Source organism: Streptomyces endocoffeicus (genome assembly GCF_016741935.1).
GTDB lineage: Bacteria > Actinomycetota > Actinomycetes > Streptomycetales > Streptomycetaceae > Streptomyces > Streptomyces endocoffeicus.
In genome coordinates, this window is record NZ_JAERRG010000015.1 from 187,027 (window position 1) to 205,359 (window position 18,333).

The following is an 18,333-nucleotide window of genomic DNA, read 5'->3' on the forward strand; positions in this document are numbered from 1 at the left end:
TCAGCTCATGACGGGCTCTCACAGCGAGGAGATCACCCGCCCGCGGTCCTCCATGGCCCGGCGGGCCAGTCGGGAGGCGGGCGCGAGGCGGTCGTACTCATGGATGGCCCCGCTGTGCAGATGCAGTTCGGTGGGGATGTCGGCGTCGGCGAGCCGCTGGGCGTAGGTGACGGCCTCCGCGCGGAAGATGTCGAGCTCCCCGACCTCGACATAGGCCGGTGCCAGGCCCTCGACGGTGGCGACGCGCGCGGGCGCCACCTGCGGCGGGACGTCGTCGGTGCCGAACGCAGCGCCCAGCAGGGCATGCCAGCCGGTCCAGTTGTCGTCCCAGGTCCAGGCCACATAGGGGGTCAGCCGGGGATCCGGGGTGAGCGTGCGGTCGTCCAGCATGGGATACAGCAGGGCCTGGTGGGCGAGCGGAACGCCCCGGTCACGGGCGAGGACCGCCACTCCGGCGGCGAGCCCACCCCCGGCGCTGTCGCCCATGACGGCGATCCGGCGGGGGTCGACCCTCAGCTCGGGCGCCTGGTCGCCCAGCCAGGTCAGCGCGGCGAACACATCCTCCACGGGGCCGGTGCCGGTGGCAGCGTCGGGGGCCAGACGGTAGTCCACGGACAGAAACGGTACCCCGGTGGCCTGGACATACCCGGCGACCACGGAGTCGTAGAGATCGACACTTCCGGCGATCATCCCTCCGCCATGGGCGTAGACGACCGCGGAACCCGGCGCGGACTCGGCCTTCTCGTACCAGCGGACGAGGATCTCCGCCCCGTCCGCGGACCGCACCTTGTGCGAGGACGCCTTCACCAGCGGATAGCCGGACGGGTACGCCGGGAGCAGCGAGGCCATCCACCGCATCGAGGCCATGCCCCTGGCGCGCAGCGTCCGCCAGTCATCGCGATCGGGCGGGGGAGTGGGGTCGCTCTGTTCGGCGAGGGCCTGGAGAACCGCGGCGAGCTCAGGGTCGAGGGTGAAGGCCATGGTCGACTCCGTTCGAGGACGGCGGGGCCGCTGCCCCAACTGTCCTCACAGACTGCCGAGTTGCGCTCGAGGCCCGGTACAGAGGCCGGGCGAACGGGACGAAGACGACTCAGGGGCGAGGGCACTCAGGGCGAAGACGCCTCAGGGGCGGGCGCCCGTTCGCTGCGGTGCGCCCGCCCCTGACCCTCGGCTCTCCCGACCCTCGCCTTCCCCGCCTCCGCTTCCGTACGCCTGGGAAACGCGAGCCAAGCACCGGTGCCCCGGCCGGAACGAGTCCGGCCGGGGCACCGCGCTGTCGCCTCACGGGGCTTGTGGATCAGTCCCGCTGGGCGTCCTTGGGAAGCTGGCGCCACTTCACCTCGGTGGTGGTGTCGTACGTCCAGTCGAGCATCTTCTTCGCGTCCGGGTAGCGGTCCGCGTCGTTGAGGATGACTCCCACGACCGTCTTGTCACCGCGCTTGGCGGCGAACACCAGGCAGGGACCGGCCGGGGTGGTGGTCCCGGTCTTGACGCCGATCGCGCCCTGGTACGAACCCAGCAACTGGTTGGTGTTGTCCCAGGAGTAGTACCGGGTGTTGCCGTTGGCCGCCGGTGCCTCCTGCTTGGTGGACACCGACTTGACAACCGTGTCGAACGTCGCGTTGTCCATGGCGCGCCGGGTCAGCTGCGCCAGGTCATGCGGCGTCGAGTAGTTGTCGGCGTCGGCCGAGACACCGTCGAAGGAGTCGTACTTGGTGTTGGTCAGCCCCAAGTCCTGCGCCTTGGCGTTCATCTTGGAGATGAACGACTTGGTCCGCTCGGCGGTGGTGTCGCCGGTGCCGAACGTGTCGGCCAGCGCCATCGCCGCGTCGCAGCCCGACGGCAGCATCAACCCGTACAGCAGCTGGTTGACGGTGAGTTTGTCACCGGTCTGCAGGTCCGCCGTGCTGGCACCGGACTTGGTCACATAGTCGCGGTACTCCTGCTTGATGGTGACCTGCTTGTTGAGGTCCAGGCCTCGGGTCTCGAGCACCACGAGGGCAGTCATGATCTTTGTGGTGCTCGCCATCGGACGCTTGGTGTCGGCGTCCTTGGCCATCAGCTCCTTGTTGGAACCGGTGTCGAGCAGGTACGCGCCCTTGGCGCTGACCTCCGGTGGCGGTTCGGCCGAAGCCTGGGCCATTGCCACCGGGACCGCGATCGCTACGGCCACCGTGGACGCGACCGCCGCGACTCTCCAGCGGCGGGTCACGGTTCCACGACGTTTATGCATTCGCCCTCCGTTTCGCTTGTTGAGGTGTGTTTCGGGCGAGCGCATCGTCTCACCAGGCGAAAATTGGCCATGCTTCGGGGTGGCGGACACGCGGGCCCTCTGGGGAAACAACTAGTGTCCGGACCAGCGCTGTTGACCCGATGGCGGATCCGGGGCGGCCACCTGCGGCCCGTAGCGCGCGCCCACTGATCCGCGATCTGCCACACTCAGGGTGTGAACCCGCTGGGCGAGGCCGGAGCGACCGTCATCTGCACCGGACGCAGCAGCGTGTCGGGCAGGGGCGGCTCGGACTACGACCGGCCGGAGACGATCGAGGAGACGGCCGAGCTCGTCACACGGCTCGGTGGCACCGGTATCGCCGTACGGACCGACCACCTCGACTCCGGGCAGGTCGGGCGGCTGGCCGAGCGCATCCGCCACGATCACGGTGGCATTGATGTGCTCGTCAACGACATCTGGGGCGCCGAGCGGCTCAAGGGCGGGCCCGCCGACTGGAATACCCCGATCTGGGAGCACGGCATCGAGGACGGACTGCGCATCCTCCGGCTCGGGCTGGACACCCATCTGATCACCTCGCACCACCTGCTGCCACTGCTGATCGGCAAGCCGGGTGGGCTGCTCGTGGAGATGACCGACGGCACCGCCGCGTACAATGCCGGGCGATACCGCATCTCGGTCTTCTACGACCTGGTGAAGACCGCAGTGAACCGGCTGGCCTTCTCCCAGGGCCACGAGCTGGCGCCGCACGGGGCGACGGCCGTCGCCATCACACCGGGGTGGCTGCGCTCGGAGATGATGCTGGAGGCGTACGGGGTCGGCGAGGGCAACTGGCGCGACGCGTTGCTCCCGGACCGTGGCGAGGGCCGCCCGACCGCCCCCGAAGCCTTCGCGTCCTCCGAGTCACCGCGCTACGTCGGCCGCGCCATCGCCGCCCTGGCCTCCGACCCCGGCCGGGCGAGGTGGAACCAGCGATCGGTGAGCTCCGCCGAGCTCGCCCGGGAGTACGGATTCACCGACACCGACGGCTCGCGGCCCGACAGCTGGTCCACGACCTGAAACGGCCGAGGCCGGGCCGCGGCCTCCCTGGGTTGGAGTGCGGCCTCCCCCGCCGAGGGGCGGCCGCCCCACCAACCGCCCCTCCGCTCGGTGCCGGGCCGCTCAGCGGGGGTGGGCGGTCGCGCAGCGTACGCAGGTGGTCGCCGTGGGGCGGGCCTCCAGACGTTCCGCCGGGATCGGCTCGCCGCACACATCGCACCGCCCGTAGTCGTCGCGGTCCAGCCGTTCCAGCGCCTCGTCCAGGGCGGTCAGATGATCGCGGGCCTGGGCCAGCAAGGCGGCGACATGGGCTCGCTCGAAGGCGGTGCTCGACCCCTCCGGGTCGTGCTCGTCATCCACCGCCACCAGGGCGTTCGACGCTACGATCGCGTCGAATTCACGGTTCAGGGCGGCGATCCGCGTGCCGGTTTCGGCACGCTCGGCGGCCAGCCGTTCGCGGATGGCCTCGCGCTCGGCCGGAGAGAAAGCGGCACCGCCGGATGAATCGCTCATGCCCGGCATAACCCCGGCGCGCCCGGTCCGCATTCCGGTTGCCGGTCTTCCCCTGGGGTCTTGACGTCTCCTGGGCCCGATGCAATGGATGGGAGCGCTCCCAAATCTGCCGTACGTCCACCGTACGGACGCCATCACGCGCTCACTCCTTGGAGTCATGATGAGACGGAAGAGATCCTTGGCCGCCTTACTGGCCCTCTTGGTCAGCCTCTTCGGGATCGCGGGTCTCGGCCGGACCGCCCATGCCGAGCCGGCCCGCCCGCAGGCCCCCGTGGCCGCGGGCCTGCACATCAGCGACGGCCGCCTGCTGGAGGGCAACGGCAACGACTTCGTCATGCGCGGTGTCAACCACGCCTACACCTGGTATCCGGGCGAGACGCAGTCGCTGGCCGACATCAAGGCCCTGGGCGCCAACACCGTCCGGGTCGTCCTCTCCAACGGCCACCGCTGGACCAGGAACAGCCCCGAGGACGTGGCCGCCATCATCGCCCAGTGCAAGGCCAACCGGCTCATCTGCGTACTGGAAGTGCACGACACCACCGGCTACGGCGAAGATGCCGCGGCCGCCACGCTCGACCAGGCGGCCGACTACTGGATCGGCCTCAAGAGCGTGCTCACCGGCCAGGAGAACTACGTCATCATCAACATCGGCAACGAACCGTGGGGCAACACCGACCCGGCCGGCTGGACCGCCCCCACCGTCGCCGCCGTCCAGAAGCTGCGCAACGCCGGGTTCCAGCACACCATCATGGTGGACGCCCCCAACTGGGGGCAGGACCTGCAGAACGTGATGCGCACCAACGCGCGGACCGTCTACGAAGCCGACTCCACCGGCAACCTGATCTTCTCGATCCACATGTACAGCGTCTATGACACGGCGCAGGAGATCACCGACTATCTGAACGCCTTCGTGGGCGCCGAACTGCCCATCCTCATCGGTGAGTTCGGCGGCCCCGCCGACCAGTGGGGCGATCCGGACGAGAACACCATGATGGCCACCGCCCAGCGGCTGAAGCTGGGCTATCTGGCCTGGTCCTGGAGCGGCAACACCGATCCCATCCTCGACCTGGCCACCGACTTCGACCCGGCCAGGCTCACCGACTGGGGCAAGCGCGTCTTCAACGGCCCCGACGGCATCGCCGAGACCTCCCGCGAGGCCACCATCTACGGCGGCGGCTCCGGCACCGGCTGCTCGGTCGGCTACCGGGTGGCGGGCGAATGGGGCGGTGGCTTCCAGGGGGAGATCACCATCCGTAACACCGGCACCGCCGCCCTCACCGGCTGGACGCTGGGGTTCAGCTTCGCCAACGGCCAGACCATCACCAACATGTGGGGAGGAACGCCGCGGCAGAATGGCGCCGCGGTGACCATCACCCCCGCCTCGTACACCGCCACCATCCCCGCCCGTGGCTCGGTCACCCTCGGCTTCACCGCGGGTAAGGGCGCCACCAACGCCGCGCCGACCGCCTTCACTCTCAACGGCGGCGCCTGCGCCACCGGCTAGCACCGGCCAGTACCGTGAACAGCACCGGAATGCGGGGCGATGGTGAAATGTTAAACTAACTACGCACCCCGTGCCCGGCGCCGGCCAGATCCCCCCGTGCTGGCCGGCGCCGTTCCCATCGGCGCGGGGATCGGCGCGAGGGCTCAGTGCAGGGACTCCACCGCGTCCCGGCTGAACGGGGTGAGCTCGCTCACCCGGCCGTTCAGGACCTTGTCGGCCCACTCGGGGTCGGCGAGCAGTGCGCGGCCGACCGCGACGAGGTCGAATTCGTCCCGCTCCAGGGGCTCCAGGAGCCGGTCGATGGACTCCACGGCCGCGTTGGCGCCGGAGAGGGAGCCGGGCTGGAAGACGCTGTCCAGACCGACCGAGCCGACGGTGATCACCGGCTTGCCGGTGACCTTCTTCGTCCATCCGGCGATGTTCAGATCCGACCCCGTGTCGGGGAACTCCGGCTGCCAGTAGCGCCGCCCGGAGGCGTGGAACGCGTCGACCCCGGCCTCCGCCAGGGGCGTGAGCACGGTTTCCAGCTCCTCGGGGTTCTCGGCGAGCCGGACGTCGTAGTTGTTGGACTTCCACTGGGAGAACCGGAGGACGACGGGGAAGTCGGGCGCGACCCGCTCGCGGATGGCGGCCACGAGGTCGGCGGCGAACGTGGTCCGGGAGGCCGGATCGCCACCGTAGGTGTCGGTGCGCCGGTTGGTGCGCTCCCAGAGGAACTGGTCGATGAGATAGCCGTGCGCGCCGTGCAGCTCCACACCGTCGAAGCCGATCTCCTCGGCCGCCCGCGCGGCCTTCGCGAAGGCGCCGATGACGTCGTCGATGTCGGTCAGGGTCATCGTCTCGCCCGCTCCGGGCGTGCCGTCCAGCGAGATCCCGGACGGGCCCACGGACGGGGCGTCGGGGAACGGCGGCGCTCCCGCGGTGCGCTGTATGCCCACGTGCCAGAGCTGGGGCATGATCGCGCCGCCGTGGGTGTGCACGGCGTCAACCACCTTTTGCCAACCGGCCAGTTGCTCCTCGCCGTGGAAGCGGGGAACGCCGTCGATATAACCGGCGGACCGGTGGTCGACGGTGGTGCCCTCGGTGATGATCAGGCCGGTCCCCGCCGCCGCCCGGCGCGCGTAGTACGCGGCGACGTCCGCACCGGGAATGCCATCGGGGGAGTGTCCACGGGTCATGGGGGCCATGGCGATCCGGTTCGGCAGCTTGGCCGAACCCAGTGTGAACGGGCGGGACAGTGCCGTGGTCAGGCGGGTGTTCACCGTGTCGCTCTCCAGACGTGTCGTTGCGAGGAGGCTTCCCCCGGAGCCAAAAGTGTGAGTCTGAAAGGTACAGTTTTCACGGCGTAAACTGCAACTGTATCGATTGCTTTTTAGGTGAGGGCGGAACGGCACCGTCGAGTAGGCTGTGCCCCGATCTGTGGGCGGAGGTGGAGAAGGTGCTGGACATCCGGTTCTCCCGCGCGCTCCAGGTGATGCTGTTCCTCGCCGTGGCCGCCGAGAACGGGTCCGGGCCGCTGAGCTCCGCCGACTTGGCCCACAGACTGAACGCCAACCCGAGCCTGGTCCGGAAGCTCCTCGTCCCGCTGACGGACGAGGGGCTGGTCGTCTGCGTCAAGGGCCGTACCGGCGGGGCGCGGCTGGGTCGGCCGGCCGGCCGGATCACCCTGGCCGAGATCTATCGCTGTGCCGTCGGCGACAAGCCCCTGTTCGCCCCCTCGCCGGTGGTGGAGCCCGTGTGCTCGGTGACCGCGCACGGCGGTGAGTATTTCGCCGCGCTCACCGCCGAGGCCGAGGAGGCGGTCCTCGAATCGCTGGGCGACCGCACGCTCGCGGACAGCGTGGGCGAACTGCGCCGCCTCTGCACCGGCCACGCCCGGCAGGACTGATCCGGGCCCGGCCCGGTGTTCATCCGCCGCGTGGCCAGGAGCGCCAGGCGTGCCGTCTCATGAGGTCGGCTCCGTCCCCGCGATCACCGCGGGCGGCTTCCGGACCGGCCATGAAGCCGGCCACGCGACGTCGTCGATCGCGAGCCACGGCGCGACGGCCACGGCCGTGGGCGTCAGCCCGGTGAACGCCTTGACCTCGCGGTGGAGGTGGGACTGGTCGACGTAGCCACTCTCGCCGGCCACCCCGGCGGCGGTGTGACCCGCCGCGAGAAGGTGGGCCGCGTGGTCGAACCGCACCAGTCGAGCGGCGTGTTTGGGCGCGATGCCGAGCTGGGACCGGAAGCGGGCCGACAGACGCTTGCGGCTCCAGCCGACCTCCTCCGCCAGGCGCTCGACCCGCACCCGCCCCCGGCCGGTGAGCGTCCGCCGCCAGGCGTGGGCGACCTCCGGGGCGACGGGCGGGCGAGTGCCCAGCCAACGGCCCAGGATGTCCACCGCGATCGCGAACCGCTCGTCCCACGACGCGGCGGCACGCAGCCTGTCCTCGGCTCGCCCGGCGCCGGGACCCCAGAGCTCATCGAGCGATGCCACCGTCCCGCCGAGTTCGGTCGACGGGCCGAACACCGCGGCCGCCGCGACCGGCTCCAGCCGGATCTGCAGGCACTCGCCCACCCGCCCGCCCGTCCGGACATCGCCGGGGTGGAGCCCGATGACCACACTTCCGTGCCCGTGCCGGCCGTGTGCGCGGTAGGCGAAGCCCTCTTCCTCGCTCAGGTCGACCAGCAGGGTGACGGACGGGTGCGCGACCATGGCGATGTCCACCGGCGCGGGGACGCGTTGGCGGAACCCGGCCATGCTGACCCCCGGCAGCCGATCTGACGGGCGCGGGACCGCGACGTCCACCGACGCCCAGTCGAATGGTGTCCCTCCCGGCATCACGCGACCAGTCTAGGTCTCAGGGCGTCACGGGCGGGGTGTCAACGCCCGTTGCCGCGAAGCCCAGCAGCAGGGTGCCGGTCGCCTCGGGCTCCTCGAACATGGGCACGTGTCCGACGCCGGGCAGCAGCTCGACCCGCGCGTTCGGCACCGCGTCGTACCGGTGCGCCGAAGAGGGCTCCCAACGGGGGTCGGCGGCACCGAAGATCACCAGTACGGGGACGTCGAGGGTGGCCAGACGCTCGGGCACGCTCCGCTCGGTGATGTACGCGGTGTTCCGGCGCAGCAAGGTCCTGAGCGCGGGGTAGCTGATGCTCCGCATGTCGGCCACCACGTCGTCGGGTACGTCCACCGGGCGGGCGCACGTCGCGCTGATTCCCCTCCGGATCGTCGCGTCCGAACGCCTCGGCCACAACAGCGGGCCGAGGGGCGGCGCCATCAGCGCCCGAAGGAGGACCGGCTGCGGCAGGAGGGCGTCAAGACTCGGGCCGCTGCTGATCAGCGCCAGCGATCTCACCAGGTCGGGACGGTGTTCGGCGAGCGCGGTGGCGGCGTAGCCACCGCTGGAGTGCCCGACCGCGACCACGGGAGGCAGCCCGAGACCGTCGAGCAGCGCCGCCATCTGACCCGCCTGGGCGGGCACGTCGTACGACGCCGCGGGCGGGGACTGGCCGCAGCCCGGGAGATCGACCCGGATGACGTGATGGCGGCGGGCGAGTGCCGGGACCACCGGGCCCCAGAAGCCGCCCGAGGCCCCCGATCCATGGATGAGCAACAGTGGTGGCCCCTGCCGAGGGCCGTCGTGGACCACATGCATCCCGTGCGAGAGCTCAACGGTGTGTTCACTCATGCAGGGATGGTGCAGGAGCGGCCGGCTGCCGGTCTTGTACATATGTCGTCGTGGCCGTGACAGCCGCGACCGGTATCGAGTACCGGGCTACCGCAGCCCCGGATCCGGCGGCGGAGCCACAACCGCCACTGCCGATGTCACACGCGACGAGGAGCCTGCCGACATCCTCCGGACGGAACAGGCCACCGCAGGCCTGGGCGACGGATATCAGCCCGGCGTCGGCGGTCGGCTTCGGAGCCTCGGATTCGTCGCCGCCGCTGCCACAGCCGGGGACGGCACCCTACAAGGCCGGAAGGCCATCGCCCCCGTCCGGCTCGGACATGGCCGCGCGGCGCAGATGTTCGGCGAGTGCCGCGGTGGCGGTGGATGAGGTCCGGGCCTTCGTGCCCCAGGCCAGGAGATGACGGCGGCGTGCCCACGGATCGCGGAGGTCGCACACGTCGAGCGGATGGTACGGGGCGATGGCACGGCGTGGCACGACGGCGAGTCCGACCCCGGCGGCCGCGAGGGAGACCAGGGTGTTGAGGTGGGCGACGGTGGTGCGGTAGCGCACCGCCGGAGCGTGCGGTCCGAGGTTCTTCTCGATCGAGCGGCGCAGCGAGGAACCGGAGTCGAGCCCCACGAGCGGATGCTCGGCCACCTCGCTGTAGGTCACCTCGGTGCGCCCCGCGAGGATCCCGCCGCACTGGCCGATCACCACCAGCGAGTCGTCGCCGAGGGGCTCCATGGTGAGACCGCAGTCGCGGGCCTCGCGGTCGAGGACGACGCCCAGGTCCGCCTCGCCGTCGGCGAGCATCCGCACGGTCCGTGGGGTGCGGCTCTCGGACACCTCGACGTCGACGTCCGGGTGTGCGCGGAGGAACGAGACCAGGGCCCGTGGCACCAGCCGGTGCATCGCGGAGCCACCGCCCAGCAGGGTCAGCGGGGCGGTCGGCGGCCGGGCGTAGCTCGCCACGGCGCTCTCCAGGCGCGCCGTCTGGTCGAGCACGTCCCGTGCGTGGCGGGCCAGTGCCGTTCCCGCCGGGGTGGGGCGCACGCCCCGCCGTCCGCGGATCAGCAGGTCCACGCCCGCGTGATGCTCGAGCGAGCGCACCCGCGCACTGGCCGACGGGAGGCTCAGATGCATCCGGCGAGCGCCCGCCGTGATCGAGCCCTCCGCCACGATGTGAAGGAAGAGCCGCAGGTCGTCCAGGTCATACCGCACCCTGATGAGCCTAAGGCAGAGCCTTGGGCCGGCTACGCGGATCACGCATTGTGGGCCCACGGGCCATGGGGCGATGCTCGGCGGATGTCGGAGACAGTGCTTGTTCTGCTGGCGGGTGTGGCCGCCGGGGCGTTGAACGCCATCGGGGGCGGTGGCACGTTCGTGGCGCTCCCCGCCCTGGTGGCGGCCGGCCTGTCCCCCGTGACGGCGAACGCGTCCTCGACCGTGGCGCTCGTCCCCGGGAGCGTGGCGAGCGCGTGGGTGTACCGGCGCGATCTGGCCCCGGTCGGGGACACGTCCACGCGGGCCCTGACGGCGGTCAGTGTGATCGGTGGCGGGCTCGGTGCCGGTCTGCTGCTGGCGCTGCCCGCGGTGTCGTTCGACGCCGCGGTGCCCTGGCTGCTCGCCTTCGCCACGGTGGTCCTCGCCTTCGGGCGCCGCGTCTCCCGCGCGGTGAGCGAGGCGAGGGGCCATGCGGTCGGCATGAGCCCCCGGGCCGTCCTGGCCGGCCAGTTCCTCCTCGCCGTGTACGGCGGATACTTCGGCGGTGCCGTAGGCATCATGATGCTGGCCGTGTGGAGCATCGGCCTCGGCCTCGACACCTCGACCGGCAACCCGATGCGGGTCGTCCAGATCACGGCCATCTACCTCAGCGCGACCGGGCTGTTCCTTCTCGCCTCGGACGCGCTGGGCGCACCGCGTCTGCTCGCCGCCATGCTCGTCGGGGCGGTGGCCGGTGGTGTGGCCGGAGCGCGGATCGCCCGCCGTCTGCCCGCGTGGCTGCTGCGGGGCGTCATTCTGACCACCGCCGTGACCATGACGGTCCTGTATTTCCTGCGTGGCTGAGGACTTGACCGACCGCGTTACGACATCGTGTCGGCCACCACCGACGCCGCGTCCGCGATCAGCTTGTTGTCGAACGGGGTGTCCTTGTCACCGCGGTACGACATGATCGCCATGACGAGGGGAGCGGCGTCGGGCCGCCACACCACGGCGATGTCGTTGCGGGCGCCGTAGTAGCTGCCGCTTCCGGTCTTGTCGCCGACCTGCCAGCCCTTGGGCATTCCGGCCCTGATGAGCTCGTCCCCGGTGGTGTTGGTCCGCAGCCACTTCGTGAGCTGCGCGCGCTCTCCCTCGCCGAGGACATCGCCGAGGACGAACGCGCGCAGGTCCTTGGCCATCGCCCGCGGGGTGGTGGTGTCATGTGTCTCGCCAGGTACCCATCGGCTCAACTCCGGCTCGTGACGCTCCATTTGGATGACGTCGTCACCCAGCTTCTCGAGGATGGCGTCGAGGCCCTTGGGTCCGCCGAGCTGGTCGAAGAGCAGATTGGCCGCGGTGTTGTCGCTGTAGCGGACGGCGGCGTCGCACAGCGCGCTCAGGCTCATCCCGGTGTCCACGTGCTTCTCGGTCACGGGGGAGTTGTCGACCAGGTCGTCCTTGGAGTACCGGATCACCCGGTCCAGCCCGCTCAGCTTGTACTTCCGCAGCACGGCACCGGCCTCCAGCGCCTTGAACGTGGAGGCGAACGCGAACCGTTCGCCATCGCGGTACGCCACCTCGTGTCCGGTGCCGGTGTCGATCGCGTAGACCCCCAGGTGCGCGTCGTAGGAGCGCTCCAGCTTCTTGAACGCGCCGGTGACCGCCTTCGTGTCCGCGCCCGTGCTCGCCGTACTCGCCCTCTCGGCGGAGATGGACGAGGAACTCGACGGCTCCGACGCGTCGGAGGAATCCCCTTCGCTACAGGCCGTCAGCGGGACGAGCAGCGCGAGCGTGGCGAGCGCGCTGACAGCGGTGTGCCGGGCACGGGTGAATCGCATGGTCCGAACCTCCGGTTGGGTCCCCGTCGCGCGGGGCGCACACGGGATGGAATGACCGGGCCCCGCCTCCGGGGCGTGGTCATGGCGTTGGGATCACCCTCGCCGTCGGGCGGCTATGCGGTCCAATACGCTCATGCGCTTCTTCATGCCGATCTGGCATAGAGTGCGGCTGTGGATCTGGTGGGAGTGTGCCGGGCGTTCGTCAGCGTGAGCGAGCGGGGAAGTTTCACCGTCGGGGCGGCCGCCGCCCGGATGTCGCAGTCGGTGGCCAGCCGTCGCGTGGCCGCCCTGGAGGAGCGCTTCGGGGAGCAGCTCTTCGAGCGCACCTCGCGGCGGGCCGTCCTCACCCCGTTCGGGCGGGAGATGCTGCCGGTGGCCAGACAGCTCGTACAGGCGGCCGATGTGCTGCTGCACGAGGCGGAGGCGGCCAAGCGCAAGCCGTGGCGGCTCGCGGTGCCCGGCATCTGCTCCACGGCCGGACTCGCCCACCTCGTCGCCGAGGCGCGAGGGCACGGCGTCACCCTCGATCTCCGCGTGGCGGCGCCCGCGCGGCGCCTGGAGCTCATCCACGCACAGCAGGTGCGGGCCGCCCTGCTCGCGGTGCCCGCGGACGAGGCCACGTGGTCGGTGCCGCTCGGGCTCGCCGGAGTGCGGGATCCCGGTGTGCGGCGGGTCTATCTGGAGACGTTGCGCGTCGGCCGGTCCGCTCGGGGCCCGGCCCGCCGGATATGGATCCAGCCGGAGGACGATGTGCCGCACATCCGCGACCCGCTCACCCGGCTGCGCGACGCGGTCGGTCTGCGGCCCGCGCAGCTCGTGGCCGCCGCCGATCTGACGACCGCCGCCGCCGAAGTCCTCTGCACCAGCGACCTGTTGCTGTGCTCTCCCGCCCAGGCGGAAGAACTCGCCCTGAAGTGGCGGCCGATTGGTGAGATCGCGCTCAGCCGGGGGTTCGCCCTCGCCGCCGCCGCGGACGGCAATCCCCAGCACCTCGAAGGGCGCCTGGGTGGCGCCATCGCCCGCTGCCTCGGCGCGGGGGCCGAGGAATCTCGCACACTGGCGGGCACCGTGGAAGGAGCCGGGGCATGAGCACCGAGGCACTGCTGAGCGATCTGCGCGGACAGTTGCGCGACGGCGGTCTGCACGGCTGTCTGCTCGTACGGGACCTCCACACGGGGGACGAGGTGGGGATCGACCCGGACACCCAGCTGCCCTCCGCCTCCCTGGTCAAGGTCCCGCTCGCACTGGCCACGCTGGAGCGCGTCCGGCGTGGCGAACTCGACGGAGCCACGATGCTCGATGTGCCACCAGGGCGGATCACCACGCCCGGTCCCACCGGGCTGAGCCGGTTCCGCCACCCCGTCCGGATCGCGGTCGACGATCTGCTCTATCTGAGCACCTGTGTGAGCGACGGAACGGCGGCCGACGCGCTGTTCGACCTCACCCCGCCCGCCCAGGTGGCCGAGATCCTCCATGAGCTCGGGCTGCGTGGCATCACCGTCCGGCACGGTATGCGCGAACTGAGCGAAACCCCCGTGGAGCGCTTCGATGCCGCACAGGTGCATCTCGCCCACGCCCTCGCCATCGACGCCGGCACCAGCGGCCGCGGCCATCGGGTGCCGCAACTCGACACCACCCGAGCCAACACCGGCAGCGCACGCGCCTGGGTGGAACTGCTCCAGGCCCTGTGGACACCGTCGAAAATCCACCCCGAAGTGGCGCTGCGCGTACGCGACCTCATGGCCCACAACGTGCTGCGGCACCGACTCGCCCCGGACTTCAGCTCCGACGCCACCACCTGGTCCTCCAAGACCGGCACCCTCCTCAACCTCCGCCATGAGATCGGGATCGTCGAGCACTCCGACGGCCAGGTGTTCGCCGTCGCCGCGCTCACCGAGTCGCTGGTGCCCGCCAATGTCCAGCCCGGCGCCGAGGCCCTGATGGCGCAGGTGGCCCGCACTCTGCGGGACCACCTCCGGCAGCTCTAGGGCCCTTCTGACGGAGGGCGGCGACCGGCCCGGGGCGGCCGGTCACCGGCCATGGCCCACCACGGTCAGAGAGTGCGGCCGAAGAGGTCGAGCAGGGCCGCCCAGTGGCGTTCGGCGGCCTCGGCGTCGTAGGCGGAGGTGTCGGCCTGGGTGTAGCCGTGCTGAGCGCCCGGGTAGACCTCGGTGCGGTGGCGGACACCGGCCTCGTTGAGGGCCTTGTCCAGGCGCTCGATCTGCTCGGGGGGAAGGGCGTGGTCCTGGTCCGCGTGTCCGAAGTACAGCTCGGCGGTGACCTGTCCGGCCACCGTGTGCGGGCTGTCCGGCGCCTCCGTGGCCAGGAAGGCACCGTGGAAACCGGCCGCCGCGGCGACACGACCGGGGTGTGTTCCGGCGGTCCGCAGGGCAAGACCGGCGCCCAGGCAGTAGCCGGTGATGCCCACGGGCCCGTCGGTGGCCTGCGCGCAGGAGGCCAGCCAGTCGAGATAGGTGCCGGCGTCGCGCATGGCACGCTCGGGGGTGAGCTCCTGCGCCATCGGGGCGATGTGCTCGAAGACCGCCGAACGCGCCGTCGGGTCGAGGAACTCGGGCAAGTCCACCACGGGAGCGCGCCCGTGGCGGTAGAACACGTTGGGCACCAGCACGGTGTAACCGGCCGCGGCCAGCCGGTCGGCCATCCCGCGCAGATGGGGCCGGAGGCCGAACGCGTCCATGTACAGCAGAACGGCCGGGTGGCGGTCGGTGTCGTCGGGGTGGACCAAGTAGGCATCGGCGATGCCGTCCTGGGTGGGGATGTCCACGGCTGTTCCGCGCACTGCGGCCATGTGGGGGGTTCCTTTCCTCGATGCGTACCGGACGGCGCGCGAGCACCGCCGAGCAAGATCTCCGGCCTCTCCGGCGGATTGTGCCACTCGCCGCCGGCGCGTCGGACGCCACGCTCGCCGATGGCCGATTCGCTCCCTCCCCGGAAGCGCCACTCGGGCAGAGCGGGTCCGCTGCCGGGGCTTCGCCCCCGGACCCCGGGGTCCGGGGGCGAAGCCCCGCTGTCCAGCCCCTCAGGGGGCACCTCCCAGCGGTGAACAGCCCGCCGCAGGCGTCAAGATCCGCCGGTCGGCCCCTAGAGGCACCCCTCGGGCAGGGCGGCCCCACCGGCGCAGACGTGTCCGATCGCCGCGGCGATCGAATAGCAGTCGAAGAGCGCCGAATGCTCCTTGCCGGCCGCGGGTTTGGGCAGGCCGAGCGCTTCCCACAGCCGACCGGAATTGGCCGGGGCCGTTGTCGGCGCGATGGTGTTCAGCCATGGCCGGATGTTCAGGAAGGGGGTGGTGAGAAAGCCGTTCTTGACCTCCTCGCCGCGGGCCCGGGCCCATCCCACGTTCTCCCCGAGGACGACCATGTCATTGCCGTAGGAGAGGGCGGACTGCCCCCGGCAGAAGGCCAGGAAGTCGCCGATCGCCTCGGCGGGGGCGACTCCCTCGCGGTCCACGGTCCGCTGGTCGATGCCTGTGAGGCCGGTGAAGAACGGCGACAGCCGAGGATTGACCACCGGTCTGACCAGCGCTTCGTATTCCTCGACAACGGAGTGGGCGGCGGGGGAGGAGCCGGTGCTGATGCGCAGCGCGCCGATCTGGACGATTTCGCGAAGCTGCCCCGGTTCCGACCAGTCCTGCTCGAGCGCTCCCGGCCATGTGGTGAACTCAAGGTCGAACACGACAAACGTCGACAAACGGTCTCTCCTCGAAATGCAATGGGGGCGAATGAACCGTACGAGTCGCCGCACAGGAGGCTACTCCTCCGTGCGCGGCCATTGACGCCGACGGTCGCCAGTCCTACCGTCAGGTTCGATTTCACGGTCAACGTACGAAATATCGAACAAGCAATGACATGGCCCTGACATTCACACTCTGGCATTCACACAGACACGAGGAAGGGCACCACCATGAAGGTTCCTTCGGGTCTCACGAGGGTGAGAAGAGCGCTGCTGTCGGTGGGTGCGACAGCCACCCTCGTCCTCGGACTCCTGGCCGGCGGCACGGGCACGTCCCAGGCCGCGGCCTCCCTGCCGTGCGACATCTACGCCGCGGCCGGTACGCCCTGTGTGGCCGCGCACAGCACCACCCGGGCCCTCTACGCCTCCTTCAACGGCCCGCTCTACCAGCTGAAACGCGCCTCCGACAGCGCCGTGACCGACGTGGGAACGCTGGCGGCGGGCGGCTACGCCGACGCCGCCCGGCAGGATTCCTTCTGCGCCGGAACCACATGCGTCATCAACGTCATCTACGACCAGTCACCGCGCCACAACCACATGCCCATCGAACCGGCCGGCACCGCGGGCCCCGCCAACTCCGGTGTGCCCGCCGACGCGTTACCCGTGACCGCGGGCGGCCACCAGGTCTACGGCGCGTCCTTCTCCGGGCGCATGGGCTACCGCCACACCGCGGCCTCCGGTGTCGCCGTCAACGGCCAGCCCGAGGGGATGTACATGGTCACCTCCGGCACCCACGTCAATGGCCTGTGCTGCTTCGACTACGGCAACGCCGAGGTGCGGATCGCCGACACGGGCAACGGCCACATGGACGCCATCAACTTCGGTACGGAGTGCTGGTTCCCGCCGTGCAGCGGATCCGGACCCTGGGTGCAGGCGGACCTGGAGAACGGCCTGTTCCAGTCGGACAGCGGCTACAGCGAGAACCCCTCGAACACCGGCAACTCCGCGCCCTTCGTCACCGCCCTGCTGAAGAACAACGGACAGAACCACTTCGCCCTCAAGGACGGCAACGCCCAGTCCGGCAGGCTCACCACCCAGTACGCGGGTCCCGAGCCGTCCAGGCCGGGCTACTCGCCGATGCACCAGGAGGGCTCCATCGTCCTCGGCACCGGCGGCGACAACAGCAACGGGTCGATCGGCTCGTTCTTCGAGGGCGTGATGACCAGCGGCCTGCCGACCGACGCGGCCGACGACGCGGTGCAGGCCAACGTCGTCTCCGTGGGCTACGGCGCGCCCAGCCCCGTGGCGGGCGGCACCCTCAACGCGGGCTCGACGATGTCCCTGCGCGCCACCACCCCCGGCTACACCGACCGCTATGTCCGCCACCAGGCCAACAGCGCCGTCACCTCCGTGGTGTCCTCCGGCAGCTCCGCACTCGACAGGGGCGACGCGTCCTGGATCGTGCGCCGCGGCCTCGCCAACGCCTCCTGCGTGTCGTTCGAGTCGCGCAACTACCCCGGCGACTTCCTGCGCCACTACAACTACCAGCTGCTCCGGCAGCCGATGGACGGCACCGCCGTCTTCCGGGCCGACGCCACCTTCTGCCCCCAGACCGGCAAGAACGGCCAGGGCACCTCGTTCGCGTCCTACAACTACCCCGACCGGTTCATCCGCCACTACGAGAACAAGGTCTACATCGCCTCCGACGGAGGGTCCAACCCGTTCGACAGCGCCACGTCGTGGGCCGATGACGTGAGTTGGCGGGTGTCCACGCCCTGGACGCCGTAGGACGCCGTAGGACGCCGTAGGACGCCGCAGGAGGCCGCAGGACGACCTGGCCCGCCGCAGGACGGTCCCGGGGAGCCCTCAGTCGCGCAGGCTCATGCCGCCACAGACCGACCACACCTGGCCGTTGACCCACTCGGCGTCGTCCGAGAGGAGAAACGCCACGGTGCCCGCCACGTCCGCGGGCTCGCCCAGCCGCGGACTGCGGGCGATCTTCAGCGCCATGGTCTGCAGCCGCTGATCGTCCCGCTGCTTCTGGGTGTCGCCCATGACCAGCCCGGGTGCCACGGCGTTGCAGCGGATGCCCTCCTTGCCCCAGCGGGAGGCGATATGGCGGGTCAGCGCGTTGATTCCGGCCTTGGAGGCGGCATACGCGGGACGCCGGGGCTCCCCTCCCCAGGCCGCGCCGGAGGAGGTGTTCACGATCACGCCGCCACCCTGGGCCAGCAGCCGCGGGATGACCGCCCGGCAGGTGAGGGCGTAGCCCAGCAGATTCACCTCATGGGTGCGCCGCCACACGGCCGGGTCCATCTCCAGCAGATCGGTGTCCCGCCCCAGATGCTCGTCCGAGAGGTCGGCGCCGACGTTGTACAGCCCGTCGACCCCGCCGAGTTCGGCGGCGGCCCGGTCGATCAGCGCGCCGATCGACTCCTCGTCGGCGAGGTCGAACGGGACGGCGACCGCCGTGCCGCCGGCCTCTGCGACGCGCTGGGCGGTAGCCTTCGCGCCCGTGAGGTCGATGTCGCCGACGACGACCGAGGCACCTTCCCCGGCGAGCCGCTCGGCCGTGGCGGCACCGATACCGGTGGCGCCACCCGCGATGACGATCCTCTTGCCCTGAAGTCCCCGCATGCCTCTCTCCCAACGGCAGA

The 18,333-nt window shown here is 70.8% G+C and carries 18 protein-coding genes; 7 read left to right on the plus strand and 11 right to left on the minus strand.

The features are described 5' to 3' along the window. Positions 1-18: 18 nt before the first annotated feature. Together JK364_RS32055 and JK364_RS32060 are read right to left on the minus strand one after the other, a co-directional pair. Positions 19-981: an alpha/beta hydrolase fold domain-containing protein gene (locus JK364_RS32055; RefSeq protein WP_201854847.1), complete on the minus strand. Its 963-nt coding sequence runs from the start codon at positions 979-981 to the stop codon at positions 19-21. 316 nt (positions 982-1,297) lie between these two features. Next, positions 1,298-2,233, minus strand: coding sequence for a D-alanyl-D-alanine carboxypeptidase family protein (locus tag JK364_RS32060; protein WP_201854848.1), 936 nt, complete (start codon positions 2,231-2,233; stop codon positions 1,298-1,300). 213 nt (positions 2,234-2,446) lie between these two features. On the opposite strand from JK364_RS32060, the gene JK364_RS32065 reads away from it, so the two are divergent. Further along, positions 2,447-3,289 (plus strand): SDR family oxidoreductase, encoded by an 843-nt coding sequence (locus tag JK364_RS32065; RefSeq protein ID WP_307841439.1) that lies wholly within the window; start codon positions 2,447-2,449, stop codon positions 3,287-3,289. Positions 3,290-3,391: 102 nt separating this feature from the next. Here JK364_RS32065 and JK364_RS32070 read toward each other — a convergent pair whose 3' ends face one another. Continuing rightward, on the minus strand, positions 3,392-3,781 hold the full coding sequence (locus JK364_RS32070; protein ID WP_201854849.1) for a TraR/DksA family transcriptional regulator: 390 nt from the start codon (positions 3,779-3,781) through the stop codon (positions 3,392-3,394). Between the two features lie 160 nt (positions 3,782-3,941). On the opposite strand from JK364_RS32070, the gene JK364_RS32075 reads away from it, so the two are divergent. After that, on the plus strand, positions 3,942-5,285 hold the full coding sequence (locus tag JK364_RS32075; protein WP_201854850.1) for a cellulase family glycosylhydrolase: 1,344 nt from the start codon (positions 3,942-3,944) through the stop codon (positions 5,283-5,285). Between the two features lie 143 nt (positions 5,286-5,428). On the opposite strand, the gene JK364_RS32080 is transcribed toward JK364_RS32075, so the two are convergent. Then, positions 5,429-6,547, minus strand: coding sequence for an NADH:flavin oxidoreductase (locus tag JK364_RS32080; RefSeq protein WP_201854851.1), 1,119 nt, complete (start codon positions 6,545-6,547; stop codon positions 5,429-5,431). Positions 6,548-6,723: 176 nt separating this feature from the next. On the opposite strand from JK364_RS32080, the gene JK364_RS32085 reads away from it, so the two are divergent. Continuing rightward, positions 6,724-7,173: an RrF2 family transcriptional regulator gene (locus JK364_RS32085; RefSeq protein ID WP_201854852.1), complete on the plus strand. Its 450-nt coding sequence runs from the start codon at positions 6,724-6,726 to the stop codon at positions 7,171-7,173. Positions 7,174-7,230: 57 nt separating this feature from the next. On the opposite strand, the gene JK364_RS32090 is transcribed toward JK364_RS32085, so the two are convergent. The 3 genes from JK364_RS32090 to JK364_RS32100 all read right to left on the minus strand — a co-directional run bounded on the left by JK364_RS32090 (position 7,231) and on the right by JK364_RS32100 (position 10,163). Next, on the minus strand, positions 7,231-8,109 hold the full coding sequence (locus JK364_RS32090; protein ID WP_230992836.1) for a helix-turn-helix domain-containing protein: 879 nt from the start codon (positions 8,107-8,109) through the stop codon (positions 7,231-7,233). 19 nt (positions 8,110-8,128) lie between these two features. Continuing rightward, positions 8,129-8,959, minus strand: coding sequence for an alpha/beta fold hydrolase (locus JK364_RS32095; protein WP_230992802.1), 831 nt, complete (start codon positions 8,957-8,959; stop codon positions 8,129-8,131). A gap of 280 nt (positions 8,960-9,239) precedes the next feature. Continuing rightward, positions 9,240-10,163, minus strand: coding sequence for a LysR family transcriptional regulator (locus JK364_RS32100; protein WP_201854853.1), 924 nt, complete (start codon positions 10,161-10,163; stop codon positions 9,240-9,242). Between the two features lie 84 nt (positions 10,164-10,247). Between JK364_RS32100 and JK364_RS32105 the strand changes: the two genes are divergently transcribed. Beyond that, the gene (locus JK364_RS32105; protein WP_201854854.1) at positions 10,248-11,009 is read left to right on the plus strand and encodes a sulfite exporter TauE/SafE family protein; all 762 of its coding nucleotides are present in this window, start codon (positions 10,248-10,250) and stop codon (positions 11,007-11,009) included. Between the two features lie 17 nt (positions 11,010-11,026). Here the strand turns inward: JK364_RS32105 and bla are convergent, their stop codons facing one another. Then, a complete protein-coding gene (bla, locus tag JK364_RS32110) occupies positions 11,027-11,983 on the minus strand; it encodes a class A beta-lactamase (protein ID WP_201854855.1) in 957 nt (318 codons plus the stop codon). Between the two features lie 171 nt (positions 11,984-12,154). On the opposite strand from bla, the gene JK364_RS32115 reads away from it, so the two are divergent. Continuing rightward, a complete protein-coding gene (locus JK364_RS32115; RefSeq protein WP_201854856.1) occupies positions 12,155-13,072 on the plus strand; it encodes a LysR family transcriptional regulator in 918 nt (305 codons plus the stop codon). Next, complete coding sequence (locus JK364_RS32120) at positions 13,069-13,971, plus strand: serine hydrolase (RefSeq protein ID WP_201854857.1); 903 nt, start codon at positions 13,069-13,071, stop codon at positions 13,969-13,971. Before JK364_RS32115 ends, JK364_RS32120 begins: the two co-directional genes overlap by 4 nt. 65 nt (positions 13,972-14,036) lie before the next feature. On the opposite strand, the gene JK364_RS32125 is transcribed toward JK364_RS32120, so the two are convergent. Together JK364_RS32125 and JK364_RS32130 are read right to left on the minus strand one after the other, a co-directional pair. Further along, complete coding sequence (locus tag JK364_RS32125) at positions 14,037-14,792, minus strand: dienelactone hydrolase family protein (RefSeq protein ID WP_201854858.1); 756 nt, start codon at positions 14,790-14,792, stop codon at positions 14,037-14,039. A gap of 293 nt (positions 14,793-15,085) precedes the next feature. Beyond that, positions 15,086-15,694 carry a 3'-5' exonuclease gene (locus tag JK364_RS32130; protein WP_201854859.1) on the minus strand — a complete coding sequence of 203 codons (609 nt, stop codon included), beginning with the start codon at positions 15,692-15,694 and terminating at the stop codon, positions 15,086-15,088. A gap of 213 nt (positions 15,695-15,907) precedes the next feature. On the opposite strand from JK364_RS32130, the gene JK364_RS32135 reads away from it, so the two are divergent. Beyond that, the gene (locus JK364_RS32135; RefSeq protein ID WP_201854860.1) at positions 15,908-17,464 is read left to right on the plus strand and encodes an alpha-L-arabinofuranosidase B; all 1,557 of its coding nucleotides are present in this window, start codon (positions 15,908-15,910) and stop codon (positions 17,462-17,464) included. A 78-nt stretch (positions 17,465-17,542) separates the two neighbouring features. On the opposite strand, the gene JK364_RS32140 is transcribed toward JK364_RS32135, so the two are convergent. Beyond that, positions 17,543-18,313, minus strand: coding sequence for an SDR family NAD(P)-dependent oxidoreductase (locus JK364_RS32140; protein ID WP_201854861.1), 771 nt, complete (start codon positions 18,311-18,313; stop codon positions 17,543-17,545). Positions 18,314-18,333 lie beyond the last annotated feature (20 nt).

Coding starts and splice junctions, on each gene's coding strand:
- JK364_RS32140 (WP_201854861.1), bottom strand. CDS start 18,313: ATGCGGGGACTTCAGGGCAAGAGGATCGTCATCGCGGGTGGCGCCACC.
- JK364_RS32075 (WP_201854850.1), top strand. CDS start 3,942: ATGAGACGGAAGAGATCCTTGGCCGCCTTACTGGCCCTCTTGGTCAGC.
- JK364_RS32120 (WP_201854857.1), top strand. CDS start 13,069: ATGAGCACCGAGGCACTGCTGAGCGATCTGCGCGGACAGTTGCGCGAC.
- JK364_RS32135 (WP_201854860.1), top strand. CDS start 15,908: ATGAAGGTTCCTTCGGGTCTCACGAGGGTGAGAAGAGCGCTGCTGTCG.
- JK364_RS32060 (WP_201854848.1), bottom strand. CDS start 2,233: ATGCATAAACGTCGTGGAACCGTGACCCGCCGCTGGAGAGTCGCGGCG.
- JK364_RS32125 (WP_201854858.1), bottom strand. CDS start 14,792: ATGGCCGCAGTGCGCGGAACAGCCGTGGACATCCCCACCCAGGACGGC.
- bla (WP_201854855.1), bottom strand. CDS start 11,983: ATGCGATTCACCCGTGCCCGGCACACCGCTGTCAGCGCGCTCGCCACG.
- JK364_RS32055 (WP_201854847.1), bottom strand. CDS start 981: ATGGCCTTCACCCTCGACCCTGAGCTCGCCGCGGTTCTCCAGGCCCTC.
- JK364_RS32090 (WP_230992836.1), bottom strand. CDS start 8,109: ATGCCGGGAGGGACACCATTCGACTGGGCGTCGGTGGACGTCGCGGTC.
- JK364_RS32095 (WP_230992802.1), bottom strand. CDS start 8,959: ATGAGTGAACACACCGTTGAGCTCTCGCACGGGATGCATGTGGTCCAC.
- JK364_RS32105 (WP_201854854.1), top strand. CDS start 10,248: ATGTCGGAGACAGTGCTTGTTCTGCTGGCGGGTGTGGCCGCCGGGGCG.
- JK364_RS32070 (WP_201854849.1), bottom strand. CDS start 3,781: ATGAGCGATTCATCCGGCGGTGCCGCTTTCTCTCCGGCCGAGCGCGAG.